Source organism: Maribacter hydrothermalis, from assembly GCF_001913155.1.
Lineage (GTDB): Bacteria > Bacteroidota > Bacteroidia > Flavobacteriales > Flavobacteriaceae > Maribacter > Maribacter hydrothermalis.
In genome coordinates this window covers 4,008,443-4,027,961 of the sequence record NZ_CP018760.1, presented here as the reverse complement: position 1 = coordinate 4,027,961, position 19,519 = coordinate 4,008,443, and the positions used below count along the sequence as shown (strand labels likewise).

The 19,519-nt window shown below is 32.7% G+C and carries 20 protein-coding genes; 7 read left to right on the top strand and 13 right to left on the bottom strand.

The annotated features are described in order from the left end of the window. The first annotated feature begins 110 nt into the window (after positions 1-110). The gene (locus BTR34_RS17355) at positions 111-695 is read left to right on the top strand and encodes a pseudouridine synthase (protein WP_068484829.1); all 585 of its coding nucleotides are present in this window, start codon (positions 111-113) and stop codon (positions 693-695) included. Here BTR34_RS17355 and BTR34_RS17350 read toward each other — a convergent pair. The 3 genes from BTR34_RS17350 to BTR34_RS17340 all read right to left on the bottom strand — a co-directional run bounded on the left by BTR34_RS17350 (position 676) and on the right by BTR34_RS17340 (position 4,201). Continuing rightward, positions 676-1,623: an EamA family transporter gene (locus BTR34_RS17350; protein WP_068484830.1), complete on the bottom strand. Its 948-nt coding sequence runs from the start codon at positions 1,621-1,623 to the stop codon at positions 676-678. The genes BTR34_RS17355 and BTR34_RS17350 overlap by 20 nt on opposite strands. A 16-nt stretch (positions 1,624-1,639) precedes the next feature. Next, positions 1,640-2,098 carry a cold-shock protein gene (locus BTR34_RS17345; protein WP_068484831.1) on the bottom strand — a complete coding sequence of 153 codons (459 nt, stop codon included), beginning with the start codon at positions 2,096-2,098 and terminating at the stop codon, positions 1,640-1,642. Between the two features lie 1,320 nt (positions 2,099-3,418). After that, positions 3,419-4,201, bottom strand: coding sequence for a hypothetical protein (locus BTR34_RS17340; RefSeq protein ID WP_068484832.1), 783 nt, complete (start codon positions 4,199-4,201; stop codon positions 3,419-3,421). A 143-nt stretch (positions 4,202-4,344) separates the two neighbouring features. Between BTR34_RS17340 and BTR34_RS17335 the strand changes: the two genes are divergently transcribed. Beyond that, the gene (locus BTR34_RS17335) at positions 4,345-4,974 is read left to right on the top strand and encodes a GntR family transcriptional regulator (protein WP_068484833.1); all 630 of its coding nucleotides are present in this window, start codon (positions 4,345-4,347) and stop codon (positions 4,972-4,974) included. A gap of 3 nt (positions 4,975-4,977) precedes the next feature. Here BTR34_RS17335 and BTR34_RS17330 read toward each other — a convergent pair whose 3' ends face one another. After that, positions 4,978-5,577 (bottom strand): hypothetical protein, encoded by a 600-nt coding sequence (locus BTR34_RS17330; RefSeq protein ID WP_068484834.1) that lies wholly within the window; start codon positions 5,575-5,577, stop codon positions 4,978-4,980. A gap of 2 nt (positions 5,578-5,579) precedes the next feature. Continuing rightward, positions 5,580-6,068 carry an RNA polymerase sigma factor gene (locus BTR34_RS17325; RefSeq protein ID WP_068484835.1) on the bottom strand — a complete coding sequence of 163 codons (489 nt, stop codon included), beginning with the start codon at positions 6,066-6,068 and terminating at the stop codon, positions 5,580-5,582. A 241-nt stretch (positions 6,069-6,309) separates the two neighbouring features. Here BTR34_RS17325 and BTR34_RS18990 point away from each other — a divergent pair, with 241 nt between their 5' ends. Then, entirely contained in the window at positions 6,310-6,456 is a 147-nt protein-coding gene (locus tag BTR34_RS18990) for a hypothetical protein (protein ID WP_197496166.1), read from the top strand. Positions 6,457-6,459: 3 nt separating this feature from the next. Here the strand turns inward: BTR34_RS18990 and BTR34_RS17320 are convergent, their stop codons facing one another. The 3 genes from BTR34_RS17320 to BTR34_RS17310 are packed head-to-tail and all read right to left on the bottom strand — an operon-like array spanning position 6,460 to position 9,183. Beyond that, a complete protein-coding gene (locus BTR34_RS17320; RefSeq protein WP_068484836.1) occupies positions 6,460-7,548 on the bottom strand; it encodes an amidohydrolase family protein in 1,089 nt (362 codons plus the stop codon). A gap of 1 nt (position 7,549) precedes the next feature. Further along, complete coding sequence (locus BTR34_RS17315; protein ID WP_068484837.1) at positions 7,550-8,176, bottom strand: nucleotidyltransferase family protein; 627 nt, start codon at positions 8,174-8,176, stop codon at positions 7,550-7,552. Continuing rightward, complete coding sequence (locus BTR34_RS17310; RefSeq protein WP_068484838.1) at positions 8,173-9,183, bottom strand: XdhC family protein; 1,011 nt, start codon at positions 9,181-9,183, stop codon at positions 8,173-8,175. The genes BTR34_RS17315 and BTR34_RS17310 overlap by 4 nt, the downstream gene beginning before the upstream one ends. 209 nt (positions 9,184-9,392) lie before the next feature. Here BTR34_RS17310 and BTR34_RS17305 point away from each other — a divergent pair, with 209 nt between their 5' ends. Then, positions 9,393-10,490, top strand: a complete 1,098-nt coding sequence (locus BTR34_RS17305) for a vWA domain-containing protein (RefSeq protein ID WP_068484839.1) — start codon at positions 9,393-9,395, stop codon at positions 10,488-10,490. Between the two features lie 204 nt (positions 10,491-10,694). Continuing rightward, positions 10,695-11,525 carry an OmpA/MotB family protein gene (locus tag BTR34_RS17300; protein ID WP_068484840.1) on the top strand — a complete coding sequence of 277 codons (831 nt, stop codon included), beginning with the start codon at positions 10,695-10,697 and terminating at the stop codon, positions 11,523-11,525. Positions 11,526-11,604: 79 nt separating this feature from the next. Here BTR34_RS17300 and BTR34_RS17295 read toward each other — a convergent pair whose 3' ends face one another. From BTR34_RS17295 to BTR34_RS17280, 4 genes are read right to left on the bottom strand one after another with little or no spacing between them, the layout of a single operon-like run. Beyond that, positions 11,605-13,068 carry a M14 family metallopeptidase gene (locus tag BTR34_RS17295; RefSeq protein ID WP_068484841.1) on the bottom strand — a complete coding sequence of 488 codons (1,464 nt, stop codon included), beginning with the start codon at positions 13,066-13,068 and terminating at the stop codon, positions 11,605-11,607. A gap of 11 nt (positions 13,069-13,079) precedes the next feature. Continuing rightward, positions 13,080-13,748, bottom strand: a complete 669-nt coding sequence (locus BTR34_RS17290) for an N-acetylmuramoyl-L-alanine amidase (protein WP_068484842.1) — start codon at positions 13,746-13,748, stop codon at positions 13,080-13,082. A gap of 11 nt (positions 13,749-13,759) precedes the next feature. Then, entirely contained in the window at positions 13,760-14,170 is a 411-nt protein-coding gene (locus tag BTR34_RS17285) for a 3D domain-containing protein (RefSeq protein ID WP_068484843.1), read from the bottom strand. A 5-nt stretch (positions 14,171-14,175) separates the two neighbouring features. Beyond that, the gene (locus BTR34_RS17280) at positions 14,176-15,687 is read right to left on the bottom strand and encodes an FG-GAP repeat domain-containing protein (protein ID WP_068484844.1); all 1,512 of its coding nucleotides are present in this window, start codon (positions 15,685-15,687) and stop codon (positions 14,176-14,178) included. 200 nt (positions 15,688-15,887) lie between these two features. Between BTR34_RS17280 and BTR34_RS17275 the strand changes: the two genes are divergently transcribed. Then, the gene (locus BTR34_RS17275; protein WP_068484845.1) at positions 15,888-17,222 is read left to right on the top strand and encodes a serine hydrolase domain-containing protein; all 1,335 of its coding nucleotides are present in this window, start codon (positions 15,888-15,890) and stop codon (positions 17,220-17,222) included. 504 nt (positions 17,223-17,726) lie between these two features. Here BTR34_RS17275 and BTR34_RS17270 read toward each other — a convergent pair. Further along, a complete protein-coding gene (locus BTR34_RS17270; RefSeq protein ID WP_068485022.1) occupies positions 17,727-18,569 on the bottom strand; it encodes a 1,4-dihydroxy-2-naphthoyl-CoA synthase in 843 nt (280 codons plus the stop codon). A 184-nt stretch (positions 18,570-18,753) separates the two neighbouring features. On the opposite strand from BTR34_RS17270, the gene BTR34_RS17265 reads away from it, so the two are divergent. Further along, complete coding sequence (locus BTR34_RS17265) at positions 18,754-19,482, top strand: phosphatase PAP2 family protein (protein WP_068484846.1); 729 nt, start codon at positions 18,754-18,756, stop codon at positions 19,480-19,482. Positions 19,483-19,519: the final 37 nt, after the last annotated feature.

Below are 19,519 nucleotides of genomic sequence, written 5' to 3'. Positions count from 1 at the left end.
CTGGAGGGTGCAAAGGTAGCATTCTCTCTATAAGATTACTAATTCATGGGTTAAAAAGGGTATCTTTTGCGACCATTGGTAAGCGATTATTGACCAATTATAGTATAAACATGGAACATCATCATTTTTTAGTACATAAACCATTCGGATTTTTGAGTCAAATGTCTTCGGGGGAAGATCGACAATTACGTAAAAAACGGTTTTTGAGCGAGCTATATAATTTTCCAAAAGGAATAATGCCAGTGGGTCGTTTAGACGAGAAGTCAGAAGGATTATTATTAATGACTACAGATGGTAAACTAAGTGATACGATTAATAGCTCAGGAATAGAAAAAGAATACCTGGTTCAGTTAGACGGATTAATAACTCCAGAAAGCGTTCTACAACTGTCTAATGGTGTAAATATTGGAATATTTGGCAAAACTTATTTAACAAAACCGTGTAAAGTTAAGTTATTAAATAAGCCTCCAGAATTACCAGATGCTCATCCATCATTACGAATTGGAAGACATAGACCAACCTCTTGGATTCGTATTACTATTACAGAAGGAAAGTTTAGACAAGTTAGAAAAATGACGGCATCGGTTGGGTACCCTACAGTTCGTTTAATTAGAATACGTATTGGAAATTTTACACTTGGGCAATTGAAAGTTTCCCAAGTAATTTCAACAACAATTAATCAACCATTTTCTTAGGTATACGTTTTCCAGTAAAGCGGGAAAAAATTGTCAGTTGCTTTTTAGTGTTAATAAAATATACACCCGTTAACAAAATAAATGAAGCTATTACTGATTGTAAGGTAATTTCTTCATTTAAAAAATACCATCCTAAAATCATGGCTATTATAGGGTTTACATAAGAAGAAGTTGCAACTTTTTCAGGGGAAACAATTCTTAACAAATAATTGAATGCAGTAAACGTAACAATACTACCTAAAAAAATAAGTAATGCCATTGACCAAATTACTGGAGAACTCCAAGTATGTGGTGATGACCAAGTTTCACCTAGTAAAGTACTAACGATTAGTAAAGAAAGACCGCTAGATAACATTTGGTATCCTGTATTAACAAAGAAATTGGAAGGAAGATCGGCTTTACCAACAAATAAGCTGCCATAAGACCAACTAAGCATACAAACAAAAATGAGAACCATCCCTAAAACAGCACCTTCTTGAGCAATAATCTCTTGTTGACCAACTAATAGAAAAATACCAGTTATTCCTAAAAATACACCAATAATAGACATTGGTTGTATTTTTTTACCCTGGAGTAAGCGCATCATTAGTAAAACCACCAAAGGCTGTGCGGACACTTCTAAGGCAGCAAAACTACTATCGACAAACTTTAAAGCCCAAACCACTACTCCGTTACCAAAGGTTAGGAATAAAAAGCCGGCAATAAATGTATTTTTAAATTGTTTTTTGGAAATTTTTAATGGAAACCCTAATAATTTGGAAATAATGAATATTAAACTACCTGCAATTACAAAACGTATTCCTGCTAACATAAAGGCAGGTAATTCAGTAACAGCAATTTTATTCCACAAATAAGTTGATCCCCAAATAAAATAAATGGCAAAAAATGACAATACTACCAAAATGGTGTTCCGTTGCATTTTTGCCATTCAAAATATTTTGGTACTATATTTTTTTTACACGAACGGCATTCATGCCTTTCATACCTTTTTCTAGCTCGTAAGCCACCTTGTCATTTTCCATTATTTCGTCAATAAGGCCGCTTACGTGAACGAAATATTTCTCATTATTTTCAGAATCGATAATGAATCCAAAACCTTTTGAAGTATCGAAAAATGAGACTTTGCCGTTTCTTACTGGGTCAAACTCTTCTACATCTCCTTCTTCCTTTTTAGGAATACCAAGAACAATGTCTTCAGCTTCTACTTCAACTTTCATTGAAGGATCTGGTGGAGTATCTACCAAATTACCGTTAAAGTCTACATATGCAAGTGGAATACCTGATGTACCATTTTCTTTTGCAGCTGCTTTACGGGCAAGCATTTTTTTCTTTTTTTCTTCACGCTTCTTTAAGCGCTTCTTTTCTTTTTCAGTTTTATTAAATGTCTGTTGTGATTTTGCCATTCGAAATTTTAATGATAATACTATAAATTTTACTGTAAAGGAATTGAAATACGTGGTGACGTGTATAACGAATGGTAGGTTTCTTTAGTACGCTATGACTTCATTCGTTGTAAGGTCATTGCAAGAATCATCTGCATCCCTTTAAAAGTTGTACAAAGATATGATTTGTAATCGGAATATAAAATATATACGTGTATCAAACCATCATTCTTATTTTAATATTTTTTTTAAAATAAACAACCTATAATACTATACTATAGGTTTTTAATAAAAATGATGTTTTTGTACTGTAAAACATTCATCTACTCCCCTATAGCAAAGTTATAACTATTTTAAATTTAAAAATACATTGTTAAAATGTGTATAATTAACAAGAATACAATTAATTGAAAATCAAATAATTATGCAATACTATTTTAAAATTATGTTAAAAATAGTACCTTTTTATGCATAGTACTGTAACAAAATTAAAATATACTCGTCTTGTTAATATAAGAAAACTATTAATCATCAATTATAAATTAAACATCATGAAAACATTTATTAGAAATACAGCAACAGAAACTAGAAGAAATACATTTTTTACAAGTTTTAAGAACAGTAAGCGAATACAATGGGTAGTATCAAGGAATTATACACATTAAAAACTTTAATCAAAACTAATCATCAATCACGGAGCTAATCACTCCATAAAAACAAATAGTATGAGAACTTTTATCAGAAACACACCAACAGAAACCAGAAGAAATACATTCTTTTCTAGTCTTAAAAACAGTAAACGGGTACAATGGGTAGCATCTAGAAACCACACGCATTAATTACTCCATTTAAAAAAAAATCATCAATCACAGGGCTAATCACCCTATAAAAACAAATATCATGAGAACTTTTATCAGAAACACACCGACAGAAACCAGAAGAAATACATTCTTTTCTAGTTTTAAAAACAGTAAACGGGTACAATGGGTAGCATCTAGAAATCACACACATTAATTACTCCATTTAAAATAATCATCAATCACAGGGCTAATCACCCTATAAAAACAAATATCATGAGAACTTTTATCAGAAACACACCGACAGAAACCAGAAGAAATACATTCTTTTCTAGTTTTAAAAACAGTAAACGGGTACAATGGGTAGCATCTAGAAATCACACACATTAACTTCAATTGAATATAAAATTGAGCGTCTTTCTAAATAAATTTAATTTTAGGGAAAGAATTAGAAGAAACTACTAATTTCGTTTCACTGTATTAGCAAAAAAGGATAAGATCAAACAATCTTATCCTTTCTAATTTATATTACATTCAAAAGATATTAATCTTTTAATACAATTTCTTCCTTTACTCCATTTGGATAGGTCATTATAGCAACATTATCACATGTGCTATCGCCAAAATCTACGTTTACAGAAAGTCCGTTTTTAGAAACATCCATATCACCACTAGACACATAATTACACGTAACTTCACTTGTTAATGGGTTATTTACGGTTACATTATACGTATTCCCTTCAAAAACAACGGTCCAACTTCCTGATATACTATATGAAGTAGTGTTACCAAATGCAATGGTAGTAGATTTTGTGCCATTATCAGAAATAATTGAGCCATCTTCTTTTTCTACTGTCATTTCACTAGTGACTTGAAATGTAATAGAACTATCATTGGAATTGGTACTAAATGTAAATGACCTAGAGCCATTTATTTTAATTTCTCCAACATAAAAATCAACATAACTTGCTGTGAAAGAACCGGTTTCACCCTGTTGATTGTAGGTAACAGATAACGTACCATTCACATTTTCAGTTCCATTTAACACACAATTGTTAAAAGTCGCAACATAACCTGTGTCTGAGTATACCGCACTGTAACATTCATTACTCATTGTTTTTCCAGAACTGCCCGTATTAGTATATAAATCGTATAATGCCAAATCTATACCGCCAGTAATATCATCTGTTTCTAGCATTGCTTTAAGCTCTGTTTGTGTTAATGATACCTCTTCCTTTGTTGTATCATCATCACTACAACTGATTACTAATAATAGGGTTGAAACTAGAAGTAACGATTTTTTAAAAAAAGATATTAAATTCTTCATTTTTTATAAGTTATGGGGTTTGAATGTAAAACGTCAAAAATGCCCTTATATTATTGATTTAAAGAACAAAATTTAATGGTTTATACGCAATAAAGTATTAATTACAAAAGTTATAATCGTATACGATATATTATATTTGACGTATGTTGATAAAGTTGAATTTAAGAGATCAAGTCCGAGATTATTTATTGTCAGAAATGATAACAGGAAAGCTAAGTATAGGAAAAACCATAAATTTAGCCGCTCTATCTCGTAAGTTAAATGTTAGCGTTACTCCAATACGAGAAGCATTGACCCAATTACAACAGTCCCATATTATAAAAGCAGTTCCCAACAGAGGTTTTATAATCGCTGATTTGGATGTAAAGGAAGCCGAAGACTTATATGAGCTGGTTGCTAACTTAGAGGTAATGGCAATTGAAAACTCTGAATTTACCGAAGAACATATTGTTGAACTCAAGAAACAGCAAGAAGTATTTGAAAATGCCACAGATGCTATTTCAAGAATACAAGCAGATTTAGAATTCCATAAATTGTTGACCAAAGGCTATAAAAATGATTTGGCTCTTAAAATTCTACATGATTTAAAGACACGTATTTTCTTTTATGAACGTGCCTTTACAAATGATGATTCCTTCTATAATAAATCAGATAATCAACATGATTCCATAATATCTGCTATTGCGGATAACAATGTACCTACCGCTTCCCTCCTATTAAAAATGAATTGGATGCTGATTTTAAATTACGTTCAAAAGAAACTGACTGAGTAAAAACTACTCTAGATCTTGCAATAGTTCTTGAGCAGAATGTGTTACTTTAAGGTAACCGTTATATGCCCATTTACAGAAAAATACCATAGCAATTAACGTAATAGCAAAAATCACATATTGCTCTGTTTTTAAACTGGTTAGAAAAACATTTTTGTTAGAAATGATTTTAGAGGTTACCGGCACTATAAATAATAGTCCAATAAAACCAACAGCTATTCCAATTTGCTGTAATTTTAAAAGCCTATTCTTAGTTTTCAAATAGAACTTCAAATTTTCTTTATAAGACCCGTTTATAATATCAATATTCTTTATTTTTTTTAAGGTAATTAACACCATTGCCGGTAGTATAATTAGAAATGAAAGAGTTAAAATCCCACAAACTTGTAAATACCAAGTATCTAATTTGCTAAAATTTAGTAATATAAAGAATGCAATAGCAAAACAGACAAAAGCACCTAAAGTTTCATATTTAGTAATAGTGGTGAATTTATTCTGATATTTCTGCTTTGTCATGTCTAGTATTATTTTATTCGTTAATTTTTTTTGATGATTTAGGTCATCGCTTAATTGTGTCCATGCCGATTGTAGTTCTTCTAATTCCATGATTATTGCTTTGTCATGTTAGTTTTTAATTTCTTTTTTACTCGAGATATTTTAGTACCCACGTTGCTATCGCTAAGTCCGGTTATTTGTGCTATCTCTTTATAACTTTTACCTTCAAGCAAGAGGAATATGAGACCTTTTTCTAAAGTGTTTAAATGTTGTAGATGCCGATAAAGTAGTTTTAATCGCTCTTCATAAACATCGTCTTTATAGTCAGATTGATTAATGAATACATCTGCAACTGGAACAGAATCTGGTCTTCTCTTTTTCTTCTTAATAAATGTAATTGCCGTATTCATAGCTACACGATACATCCAGGTGGTTACTTTTGCATCGTTACGGAACGAATCAAAATATTTCCATAGCTGAAAGACCACTTCCTGAAACAAGTCTTCGCGATCTTCTTTATTATCGGTGTAAATTGATGTCACCTTATATAATAGCGCCTGATGTTCTCGTATTAAGTTCGTAAAGACCTCTTCTTTATCCATTGTATAAAAACGTGTTTCCCTATGAGTATGAAATTTATGTAGTTTGTCACACTTTACTCGATAATCGAGATTTAAATGCTCCGACGCTTGCGTCGAAATATTAATTATGTTTTAAATTCAATGCCTCGCGGGCTTGTCCCGAGGTTATTTACTATAAATTCTTTTTAAATAAAAGTAAAAACAGCCTAACTCTTACAACATGAGGTATATATGTACGTTTTAATGAAAAACAAATAAAATTATGCAGTTCTTAAATCCGGAAATTGAATCATTGACAAAAAGAAAAACCACACAAAACTTAGTTAAAAAAGAAGTTTCATGTGGTATTTTTCAAGATGTAAAAGATATTCCTGTAATTGAAGAAAAGGTTGTACTTAAAAAAGTATAACCACTATTTAAATAGCGAATCATCTAAACCAGGAATTAAGTTTAGTGCGTTTTCATAGTATAGTTTTTTCAATACATTATCAGGCAAGTTTAATCCGTACATAGACCAAAATGCGTGATATTTTTTATAGTATGGGAAATACTCATCGTTGCTTTCCAAAACTCTAAAATAGGTCGGGAACTCCTCTGGTTTCCAACTATCCTTACCGAATAACACCCTGTCTTGATATTTTATAAAGAAGGCTCTTGCATTCTGCGGCTGCCTCCCTAGTTCTGCGATAATTGCAGAAATACCAACATTCATATTTGGCATTTCATCTAATAGCTCCCCAAGTTTTTCAAGGTTATTGGCATGCCAACCCATATGTGCATTAATAAACTTAGTGTTAGGATGCTTTTTAAACACATTATGCTGTTCTTGAATAATTTGCTCAAACGGGGCCGGATCTGTTGCTGAACGTTTTCTTCTGGGGTGTGTTTTCAATTCCAGCCAACGTTCATTATCGGCATCCATTTCGTCCCAAAAAGACTTTGGATCAGCTGCGTGTATTAAAACAGGCACTCCCATTTCGGCACATTTTGCCCAAATAGGGTCTAAACGAGGATCATCTATCGCCAACCGATTGCCATCTACATCCTTATTTCGTAATCCAAGACTTTTAAAAATCTTTAATCCCTTAGCGCCATTCTTAATATCTTCTTCTAATCGGGCAGCTGCTTGTTCTCCCCATTCCATATCTTTTGCTCCTTCAAAATCTACATTAGCAAAAACAACAAATCTATTTGGGAAACTTTTTTCAATATTTACCACTTTCTCTTTAAGGTTTTTCCCAGAACCACCACTTAAATTCACCATAATGGCTTCATTCATAGCATCCATATGTAAAATCAACCCATTTAAAGCTTCTACGGACATATCCCTTTGGTGGCTATGTACATCAATAAAAGGAAACTTTGCTTTGGTTATTTCTGCTCCAGGTACTACTAAGGTTGATTTCGGATTGTATTCTTCAAAACCCATATCCTGTGCAAAAAGAGGTAATGCCACAAGTAAAAAAATTGTAATTATAACTACCGATTTATTTTTTGTCATGTTAATGGTTGTACGTATTATTAATTGTTGATAATAATTGATTGTATTCTTCTTTGGTGTCTATGTCTAACGTTTGGTTTTCTGCGTCTAAAGTAATAATAGCCTTAAGCCCATTATTTAAAAGTTCTTTAGCACCAGAGTCTCCTTTAAGAACGGACAAATCTTTAAATAGCAATTTAGGAAACAATGCAGGCACTCCTACCCTTTTTCCATAATATGTTGCTATAATTTTTGAAGGATGTTTTTTTGACTGATGAATTAAAGTGTCCAGGTAATTATAGGTGAGTAAAGGTTGATCGGCTAAACAAATTAAAATTCCTTTTAAATTATGTTGTTGTTCAAGTAGTACTTTAACTCCGTATGCAATACTATCACCAAGTCCGTTATTCCAATTAGGGTTGACTATAATAGCAATCCCTTTTTTAATTAAATGACATTCAGACATAATAAATTCAGCGTTTGAGCCTAATACTACGTATAGAGAATTTGCCTTACTCCGTTGAACTGTTTTTATAGTCTCCAGTAAAAAATTAGAATCTTTCCAAGGCATCAATTGCTTAATACCATCCATGCGTTTAGACGCTCCCGCGGCCATAATTAGAACAGCAATATGTTGTTCTGTTTTCAATGATGTATTTGTTTCAGTTTGTCTTTCAACATCATAGGTTCTGTTTTTCTAATTACGGTTAAAATTTCAGCCAGAATAGAGATAGCTATTTCCTGGGGTGTTTCGGCACCAATATGCAAACCAGCAGGACCGTGAATATTTTCTATAAAATCCATATCTATATCCATATCATGTTCAAGTAATGCGGATAGTAGTTTTTCTCTACGTCTGGTAGGACCCAAAATACCTAAGTAGGCGGGTTTACTTTTTTTCAGCACAGTCAAATATTTTAAATCTTTTACATAGCTATGCGTCATTAACAAAACAGCGGTATTAGTATCAATATCCATCACAGGGAAATTTTCTGGTTCGTAGTTCAACAAAGCATCTATCCCGGGAAAATCATTGATATTTTTGTCCTCCTTTGGGGTTACTGCAACATGTACTTCCCATCCCATACTTAAACCAAAATAGGCCAATATTACGGCATCGTGCTCACCCCCAATTAACAATAATCTTTGGCAAGGAGGCATGGTTTGCTTAAAACACTTTGCTGCCATTTGTTCTACAGTACTACCGTTAAATGAAAATGATTTAGCGTCAAGTGTTATAAACGTCCCATAACCAGGTAAATCGCCATATTCTTTTTGATATGCTGTTTCTAAAATAAAAGATTGCCTATTCTCAATCACCTTATTAAATTCAATGACAAGAGTTTCACTTGGCGCAAAAGGTTCTAGTAAAATATAAAGAATCCCTTCACAGCCAAGTCTATACCTACCATCATAAGTCATTAATTTTGAAGTTTGTTTTTCAAAAACCGATTGTGCTTGAAACAATACCTCTTTCTCAACACACCCACCACTTACAGCACCTATCATTACATTATCTTCGCGAATAAGCATACGAACTCCCGGTCTTCTATATGAAGAACCATCTAAATCCACTACAGTAGCCAACACACATTTTAAATTGGTGTTTTTAGCATTTATATATTCAGTTATGATATTTTTGAATTCGTGAGTCATATTTTACTCCTACTTTTTATCTAAAATAGCCAAATTATGCTAAATACATAATTCGTTTACAGTCTTTCAGCCTACCGAAATATAGGGTATTTGAACATTTTATGTGTAATACTAGATTTGCTTTAACAATCTTTAACATTTATTTTATTCATCCCTATAATTTAAATAAACTTTGTCCGTTCTGCTAAATGAACCTATAATAATTGAATATGAAAAAATTTATGAAGACGTTCGGCGTATTTTTTGTGCTGACTTTACTAGTTTCTTGTGGAAATGCCGATGACGATATTAATCTAAATCTGAATACTGGCGGCGGTGACGGCTTAGGAAAAGGAACAACAGTAGATGATTGTTTAGGGTTAGATGAAGGCGAATTAGTTTTATCAATTCAAGAACAATATACTACACTACCAGGAAAAGTATCTATTTTCTTTAGAGTGTCCGACACTGATGGTAATCCTGTACCGGGTTTAACAGCAAATCAGTTTACAATATACGAGCAAGGTAGAAATGATGATTGTTTTAAAACGATTTCAACATCAGAATCTTCAGCACGAATTTCTCCTAATTCTCAAATATTTTCTAATAATACATTACTTGTTTTAGATTTAAGTAATAGTGTACTTAGCAGTAGTTTAGATGAATTGAAATTAGCATCATCAAGTTTTATAGATGCCGTAATGCCTAGTACTACCCAGGAATCTGTTAAGATGGCCATTTATTGGTTCGATGGAGAGGATGAATTACATTTATTAAACGAATTGACTTCTTCAAGAACAGAATTAAAAGATGCAATTGATGGTATTACTAATGATATTAGTAATGACCCATCTACGGATTTATATGGAGCCGTAATAAAATCGACCGATATTGCTTCAGATTTGGTTCAAAAATCTACAGCTGGTGGTAAAATTGGTGCAGCTTCTGTTGTAATTTTTACCGATGGAACAGACCAAGCTTCTCGTTTTACAGAAGATTCGGCCTTAAAAAAAGTAAAAGATGCCAATGCAAATATTTCTTTCTTTAGTATTGGTTTAGGAGGAGAAATTGATACAGAAGTATTATCTGCAATAGGTAAAACGGCAAGTGTTTTTGCCCAGAATAAAGATGAATTGGAAAGAACCTTTAGAGACATTTCCGAGAAAGTTTCCGAAAGAGCTAATAGTTTCTATTTATTTGAATACTGTAGCCCTAAAAGAGACGGTAGCGGTGAAAACAATTTAGCTATAGAAATAAATACAGGTTCCAGACAAGGTGCTGTACAAACCAAGTTTAATGCCAATGGTTTTACAGGTGGCTGCGAATAACCAAATCACTTTAAAATTTAGAAAGAAGCGTGAAAACGCTTCTTTTTTTTTGCTCGAAATTGAACTTAATAACTTGTTGATACTCATTTTATTGAAAGCTGAAATTTCTGTTTTTGCATGAGCATAGCTATTTAAAAACGTCCGTTTATCGATATGCCACGTATATTAAACCGATTACACTAATATTAATTAAAAGAGAACAAAATGAAAAGATTATCCTTAGTTGCCTTTTTATCAGTAGTACTTTTAACTTCATGTGTTTCTAAAAAGAAATATGTTGCATTAGAAGATAATTTATCTCAAACCCAGAGTGCATTACAAAAAACACAAGTTGAGAAAGAAGATTTACAGTCTCAAATGACTAGAATCGAAGCTCGTGTAGAAGAGTATAACTCTAAAATCAATTCGTTAAAGGAATTAAATGATAGCCAGTTTACAAGTGTTGATGATGTTGCTGTAATGAGCAATAATACAAAGGCAAAAATGAGAAATACATTGAAAAATGTAGATCCAGCAAAATTAGCCGGTGCTAAAACCATACAAGATTCAATGAATTTGGCAGTTTCTTATAAATTGAAGCAATCAATTTCTGAAGAAGGTGAAGATATTGATGTAAGTATTGATAAGACCGTCGTAATGATTAATATATCAGACGAACTATTATTTAATACAGCTAGTTATAATGTAAGCAGTAAAGCAAACAAAATTTTAACCAAATTGGCGGATGTTATAAAGTCAGAGCCAAGTATGGAAGTTATGGTCGAAGGTCATACAGATTCTAGAACTATAAATACGCCAATGGTTACGGACAATTGGGATCTTAGTGTTAAGCGTGCAACATCAATTGTACGTAAATTACAGAAAGATTATGATGTTGACCCTTCTCAGTTAATAGCCTCTGGTAGAAGTAGTTATTTACCTTTAGTTGAGAACGATTCTAAAGAAAATATGGCATTAAATAGAAGAACAAAAATTATTATTTTGCCAAACTTAGATAAATTCTTTGCTCTTTTAGATGCAGAAGAAACTATGTAAGAACACTGGTTCTATATTAAAAAAAGGGAAGCTAATGCTTCCCTTTTTTTTGTTGCATAACTTATATCATATCCATCATCTATTTATAAATCATTGAATTAGGTATGTTTATATTGTTTTCACTTAAATTAATTAAAAAACCATTGATTACTGCGTATTCAATAACACCTGCTTTTTCGAGAAAGAACGTAGGATTAATACCAGGTTCTAATTTAAGTTCTGGCACTTTATACTTTGGTCCAATTAAATGTACTGGAAAAGGAGAATTTATGACCGTAGCTGGTGTTTTCTCCATGCGTACAAAACCATAACCTTGTTTTAAAATGTCTTTAAAATTTAACCCTTTAACTTCATCTATTGTGTTAAAGGTTTTAGGATGGGCCTTAGCTTGTTTAATGGTGTAGTCCGACGCCTCTAAGGTTTCATAACCATAATAAGTAGATAAATCTCCTTGGTCCAAAACTCTACTACTATACCAAAAGGAGTTGTGGTCAGGGTAATCAACTTCAATCTGGTTAATACCTAAATCTATAGTATAGGTGTTTCCTTTTAGGTTATAGTTGACTCCAGTTAATTTTAAATCGAACAACTTTCTATCATTTTCAGGAATTTTCTCATATTCTTCAATTCCGATTGATTCATAAGATTTTTGGGCGATAGTATAAATAGCGGACAAAATAGACGTATAATTTAATTTTCTAATTTCTTGCTTTTCTATATCCTTGGGAAATCCACCAGACTCAATTAAAATCGTACTTGTACCCCATTTTTGAATATTATCACCAAATGCGCGTGGTTCAAAATCATCATTATACCTACCTACTTGTCCAGGAGCATATTTTTGAAGAATATCGTTCATGAACACTATAATCTTCATTGCATTACCCCGAGTTTCATTAATATCTTTTTCGTAATTATAGGCAGGTGCTAAATACGAAATAGTTGCTGGTTTCTCTGTGCGTTCTGCATTGTAATAGGTGCTTTGATCATGAAGATTGAATCCGAAATCGGCATCAAGACTGTCCCGAACTCTTTTTAAAGTTTGAGATTCTGGAGACTGTAAACGCAGCGCATCCCTATTAATATCTATGCCTAACAAATTTCTACGTTGAAAAAGCTCCGCCCCATCAGGGTTTAACATTGGTAAAAAGTGAACGGTTAAGTTAGCAAGAATAGCTTCTTTTTCCTTTTTGAAATCTTCACTATCAAAGAAATTAAGAATATCAAAAATTGCTTGTGTAGCAGTCGGTTCGTCTCCATGCATTTGCGACCAAAGAAATACGTTGGTTTCTCCAGAACCTATGCTAATAAGACTTAAATCTAAACCGCCAATTGACTTACCAACGGTACTAACCTTAAATTTATCATTGGTAGAAAGCTTGTCTATTAGTGGTTGGATATCATTTCTTTTAATACGTCTTTTCCCAATCGCGCTTTCCTTATAGTTATCATAAGTATCGTATAGTTGTGTGGTAATATTGTTGGATTGGCTTATTCCCATAAAAGAGAACAAACAAAATACCGCTAGTGTAATATGCTTCATTAAGTTTTATTTTATTTTGATATATTCTTAGGTAATTCTTTAAAATTTAAATCGGATACTGATTTACGAACTTTTTCCATAAAATCAGTTCCAGGGTCTGTTTTCTTGGTACGATAGCCATCATCCTTCTCTAACCATAATGGATGATTTTCAAAAAGTGTATACTCATAATGGCCAATTAAATAATCGATATCATATTTTTCCTTTAAATGCCTAACTAACCAAATGTTTGATTTTAATTGTGCTTTAGTTAAAGGTAAATCTTCGGTTCCGCCAACATTTTCTACGCCAATAGCACAATGATTTAGTCCAATAACATGGCGTGCCATGGTAGTTTCTGGTAATAATTGATAAATAGTCCCATCACGATCTACCATAAACTGAGAAGAAACATTTAAACCACTCACATCCTTAATATCAGGTCTCCAATTAGGCAATGATACGGGGTCAAAAGCTTCAAAAGATTTTTTAAAAGTTGGAATAACTGTCCAATGCAAAACAATCATTTTTGGATTTATTTGAGGTAAATCTTGCGCTAAACCATACCTGTTTTCAAGATATTCTAAAGTTAGAATTTTGCGGTCCTCATTAAAAGTAATAGGATAATCAACTATAGTTTTTGTAGCAGTACAAGAAACTAGCAATACACCTAGCAAAAAATAATATGTGATATGTTTCATTGTTGAACTAATTATAAACTATCCTTTAAAACCGCATATTCAATGGTAATTTTACGTCTTCCCCAATTTTTTGCTTTACTAACATTATCACCCATATAAATATCAATACGGTTACGCCATCGGGAGTGCATTTTATCTTTTACCGTATAAATACCCTCAAAAGTATCTATTTTAACCAAGGTATTATAAGCAAGCCCTTTTTTTAATAGATCCCTTGAAACCGCGATCCATTTTTCACCTGGTTTTATGGAGTCTCCCCACGCAGTAATTGCCGGATGCTCATATGAAGTCTGTGACGGAATAGAATTATAAGCAGTTGCGGTAACTTTTAAAGGAACCCAATTGTATTTATTATCCACAGATTTATCTGAACAGCTAACGGCCATTATCAAGATTACTATTATGGATAACCTCTTTATCATACCTACTAATGTAATTTATTTTCCAATATCAATAAATCAGTATAACTTTTACTCCAGGCTTTTTCTAAATATTCTGGTACGGGTGTAAAGGAATATGTTAATGCACTTAGAACAATATCCTGATCGCCATCCCCATCAATATCGGCGGCATCCATTAAAAACCATCTGGCCATTTTAATATCAGCTAAATGTTCTTGGTTAAATACATAGTTACCACTGTTCACATTTTCTAAATAAACAAAATTATATTCAGGATGATTCTCATAATCAGGAAAAGTAGCTAATAAAGCAAAATCCAAATCTCCATCTTGATCAAAATCATTTGCTACGACTCTAGTTGCTCCGTTTAAAGGATAAAAATAAGTTTCTTCAAAATTATTGTTTCCGTCATTTATATGAATACGCATACCATGAAAGGGTTTGTTTACAAAAGATTTATCTGCATTATCTCCATTAACAGTAATAATGTCTTGATAGCCATCGGCATTATAATCAACTAATTCAAACCAACTTGAACCATATACCGGGCTAAATCTTATTACTTTATCAACAGTAAATTCTAAATTTTCTTTTTGATATAAAATATAAATCGACTCATCTCCTTGTCCTGCAAGGACTACTAAATCTTCTTTTCCGTCATTATTCATGTCCCTTGAAATAGTTCTGGTACAACCGGGTATATTCAATATTATTCTTCCTTTATAAAAACCGAAATTATTTTTTTCGTACAAGCTTAATTTCCCAACAAGATCACCAAACTCACTTATTATTATTTCTTCATTTCCATTACCGTTTAAATCTTTATAAAGCGTATGTACAGGTCTATGAAGAGAGTCGGCCAATGTGGCACTGGAATTTTTTAGTTTAAGTATCGTTTTACCCATTGGTATCTCAGAAGGGGTTAAACTGCCCATTGTGGTTACAAAAACACTATCATCTAATACTCTGGCATCTGTTATTGCTCTATTGAAATATCCTATATGGGTATTCTTATTATCAGCAAAATTATACGATGTTAATTCTCCCTTACGAGTTCCTGCGATAATACTTTTATTTAAAGTATCAATCTTTAAAAAGGTGTACAAGCTACCAAAAGCACTATCTAATGAGACTGGCGTTAATTTAAATTTAGTTATAGGTATGCTTTTATTTTCGTTACTAGTTGATTTAGAACTATCTGGTGCCATTTTAATGATGTAATCTCTTAGAAGATTCCAATCTTCAATATCGATAATTGCTTTGCTAGGATAAATCCCTGTTTTGATGATGGCCAATTGTTCTGGAAAACTTAAATTCATATAAGGGTGATATCCTTCGGTTTCAACTCCCATTCTTGCAGCCATATCCGGTAATATCGAATGTTTCCAAATATCTTTTGGTAAATCTTGAATGTTAGGTGCTAAATGGCAACTTGCACAGTAATTTTCATACAACACCACTTCTCTAGGACGTTTTTCAGTGTTGCAAGAAATAAATAGAAATAACAATAAAAATGCACTTATAAATTTAAAACCCATATGGATAAAAACAATGTTGTTATTTGCGAAATAAAGCATGGAAGATACTTATACCGTTAAAATTTAGCAAGAGTTAATCAAGGGCTTTTATTAATTTTGTTGGTCATTGTAAAAGATTATATAATTAAAGTAGCCATATAAAGTACAACCCTTCCTATTTTTGGACTCCTAAACAAATACATAAGTAAATTAAAATATAAATGAAAAAAATTAAACTGCTTTTGGGTGCCGCAATATTAGCGATAATAATTCTTGCATATTTCAATTACCCAAAACTAAATCTAATTTCCGGTTATGCTTCTAAAAATATGGCTTCGAATGTTTTTATAGCAGATAGGGACCTGGTAGATGTTACATTGAACGATCATGAAATGACATTAATAAATTTGTCAGATTGCACCGTTTCGGAGAATGATAAATCTGCAATCGCAACAGTTTTTGGACTTATGCCTAGAACAGCCGTTTATAAGGAAGGTCTAGGTGCAGTACTTACCAATAATGAATTTTCAAAGCATAACTTTAATAGTGTACCTCATAGAACAATTATTAAAAATAGTTTACCTTTTCCTTTTGGGAATAATGGTATCAAGGATACTATTTTAGATAATGTGGATTACGATAAATTAGCTGTTGCCTTTTCAAATGCCTTTAAAGATTCGCTACAAAAAACAAGGTCGCTACTTGTTGTACATAAAAATGAAATTATTGGAGAGCAATATATTCGCGGTTTTACTAAGGATACACCTATTTTAGGCTGGTCCATGACTAAAAGTGTTTTGGCCACACTTTATGGTATTTTAGAATACCAAGGTAAAATGAATATGGATTTTAAACCTTTTTCAAATGAAATACAGATGAAGGGTTTAAAATCTAATATAACAATAAACCATTTGCTTCGTATGGAAAGCGGTTTAGCTTGGGACGAAGATTACTTTAAAATATCAGATGTATCTCGTATGCTATTTTTAGCATCGGATATGACCGTAGCACAACGGAATAATGAAATCATTGCCGCCCCAACTGAAATATGGAACTATTCCTCTGGCACTACAAATTTGCTTTCTGGGATATTAAGAGAACAGTTTAATACACACCAAGAGTACTTAGATTTTCCTTACCAAGAATTGATTGATAAAATAGGAATGAATTCAATGTTGTTAGAGACGGATTTGGTTGGTAACTACGTACTTTCTTCTTATGGTTGGGCCACAACACGTGATTGGGCAAAATTTGGTCTACTGTATTTAAATAATGGTAATTGGAACGGAGAACGCCTATTTTCGGATTCTTGGGTCAGTTATATTTCTAAGCCAACATTAAACTCTAACGGTACTTATGGCGCACATTTTTGGTTAAATGCCGATGGTAAATATCCAGACATTTCTAAAGAACTATATTCAGTAAATGGTTTTCAAGGGCAACGAATATTTATAATCCCTTCTAAAGAGTTGGTTGTTGTTAGAACCGGCTTAGAAGAGCAGACAGACGAACAATTCAATACCTTATTAAAAGAAATAATAGCATCTATTCGATAAAAGGTTCAAAAATTTAACCTTTTTATTACAATACCACATATCTACATGCTTTCACAACAATATTCTCTTGCGTGGCAACAATTGTTTCTAAAAACTAAGGACGCTTCTTACATTTACAGTGTTATTAAAAACGAATTAAAAATTTTCATTTTCATATAGTGTTCTCGTAAAAGAGTCTGATCTTCAATGATTGGACTCTTTTTAGTTATGGGTATTTCAGTTGCAAGTAGGCAGTTGACAGTATTAAGTATTTAGGTATGAAGTAAAAAGTACTAAGTATGAAGTATTGTTTAATTAATAGTAACATCAACGAACAACCATCAACGAACAACCATCAACGAACAACCATCAACGAACAACCATCAACGAACAACCATCAACGAACAACCATCAACGAACAACCATCAACGAACAACCATCAACGAACAACCATCAACGAACAACCATCAACGAACAACCATCAACGAACAACCATCAACGAACAACCATCAACGAACAACCAACTTACGGTAGCCAATTATCTTTGCCAAAATTTGGTTTACGTTTTTCTAAGAACGCATTTCTACCTTCTTTCGCTTCTTCGGTCATGTAGGCTAATCTTGTTGCTTCACCAGCAAATACCTGCTGACCCACCATTCCGTCATCCGTTAGGTTCATTGAAAACTTCAACATTTTTATTGAGGTAGGCGATTTCTCTAAAACCTCTTGTGCCCATTGAAAAGCTGTATTTTCTAATTCATCATGAGGTATAACGGCATTTACCATACCCATATCAAAAGCATCTTGTGCAGAATAGTTTCTTCCTAAAAAGAATATTTCACGTGCTTTTTTCTGTCCCACCATTTTAGCCAAATAAGCAGATCCGTATCCACCATCAAAACTGGTAACATCTGCATCAGTTTGTTTAAAAATGGCATGTTCTTTACTAGCTAAGGTCATATCGCAAACCACGTGTAGACTATGTCCGCCACCAACGGCCCAACCTGGTACTACGCAAATAACCACTTTTGGCATAAAACGAATCATACGTTGTACTTCCAATATATTTAAGCGGTGCTGACCATCTTGACCAACATATCCTTTTTCTCCCCTAGCCTTTTGATCACCGCCAGAACAAAAAGACCATATTCCATCTTTTGTAGAAGGTCCTTCCGCAGAAAGCAAAACAACACCAATAGATGTATCTTCTTGCGCGTCATAAAACGCTTTAATAAGTTCACTCGTAGTATGAGGTCTAAAAGCATTACGCACATTAGGTCGGTTAAATGCAATACGTGCTACGCCGTCACATTTTTTATAGGTGATATCATCAAATTCTATGGCTGTTTTCCAGTTAGGTGATTTCATAATTTCTAACAATTCTATTTTCGTATAAAGATAAGGGTTCATGGTCCACCTGTCCAAATTTGAAAATGATGTAGTATTTCTTAAAACAGAAATTTTAGATCAATCAAGTCAGTTATCAATTTCTTTGAAACAATAGGTTTACTAATTATCAACTATGTTTATAGCATAAATAATAGTACGATTCATGAAACAATCTCTTTTTACATTTATAAAATCGTTACGTGAATTTTTATCGAATAAATTAAACCAATACAACACTACATTACCTTATGTAATTACAGTAATAGTAGCATTGGCAATAGTTGTAGGTGGCATAAATCTATTTGTAGAATTAACGGAAACCTTAAAAACAGAGATGCTTGCATCCTATGACACTGCAATTACAGATTATGTAATTTCTTATCGTACCCCAGGTTTAACATCGTACTTTAAATTTATGACTAATCTTGGCGATGCCTATGGATATTTAATAGTACTTGTAATCTTTCTATCAATATCTCTTTTAGTATTTAAACGTTGGAAGTATGTTGTTCAAGCAACTCTAATTTTAGCGTTGGCAACCATTTCTAACATGGTTTTAAAACGTTTTATTGATCGTGCCCGCCCAGGTATTGAACACTTGGTTTCAGTGGAAACATTGAGTTACCCAAGCGGACATGCCATGAGCGCAATGGCCTTTTATGGATTTCTCATATTTCTGGTCACCAAATTCAATATGAACAAAGTACTGAAGTACGTATTGATTATTGTATTGATAACAATCATTTTAAGTATCGGAATTAGTAGAATATACTTGGGAGTCCATTTTCCTTCGGATATAGCTGGCGGATTCATTGCCGGTTTCATTTGGGTAGTTTTCTGTGTAATAGTTTTTGACTTAATACAGTTGTTTAGAAGAGACCCACGAACTTAATTAGTATTGTATAGAAATTAGTTAAAGGAAAAAAAGT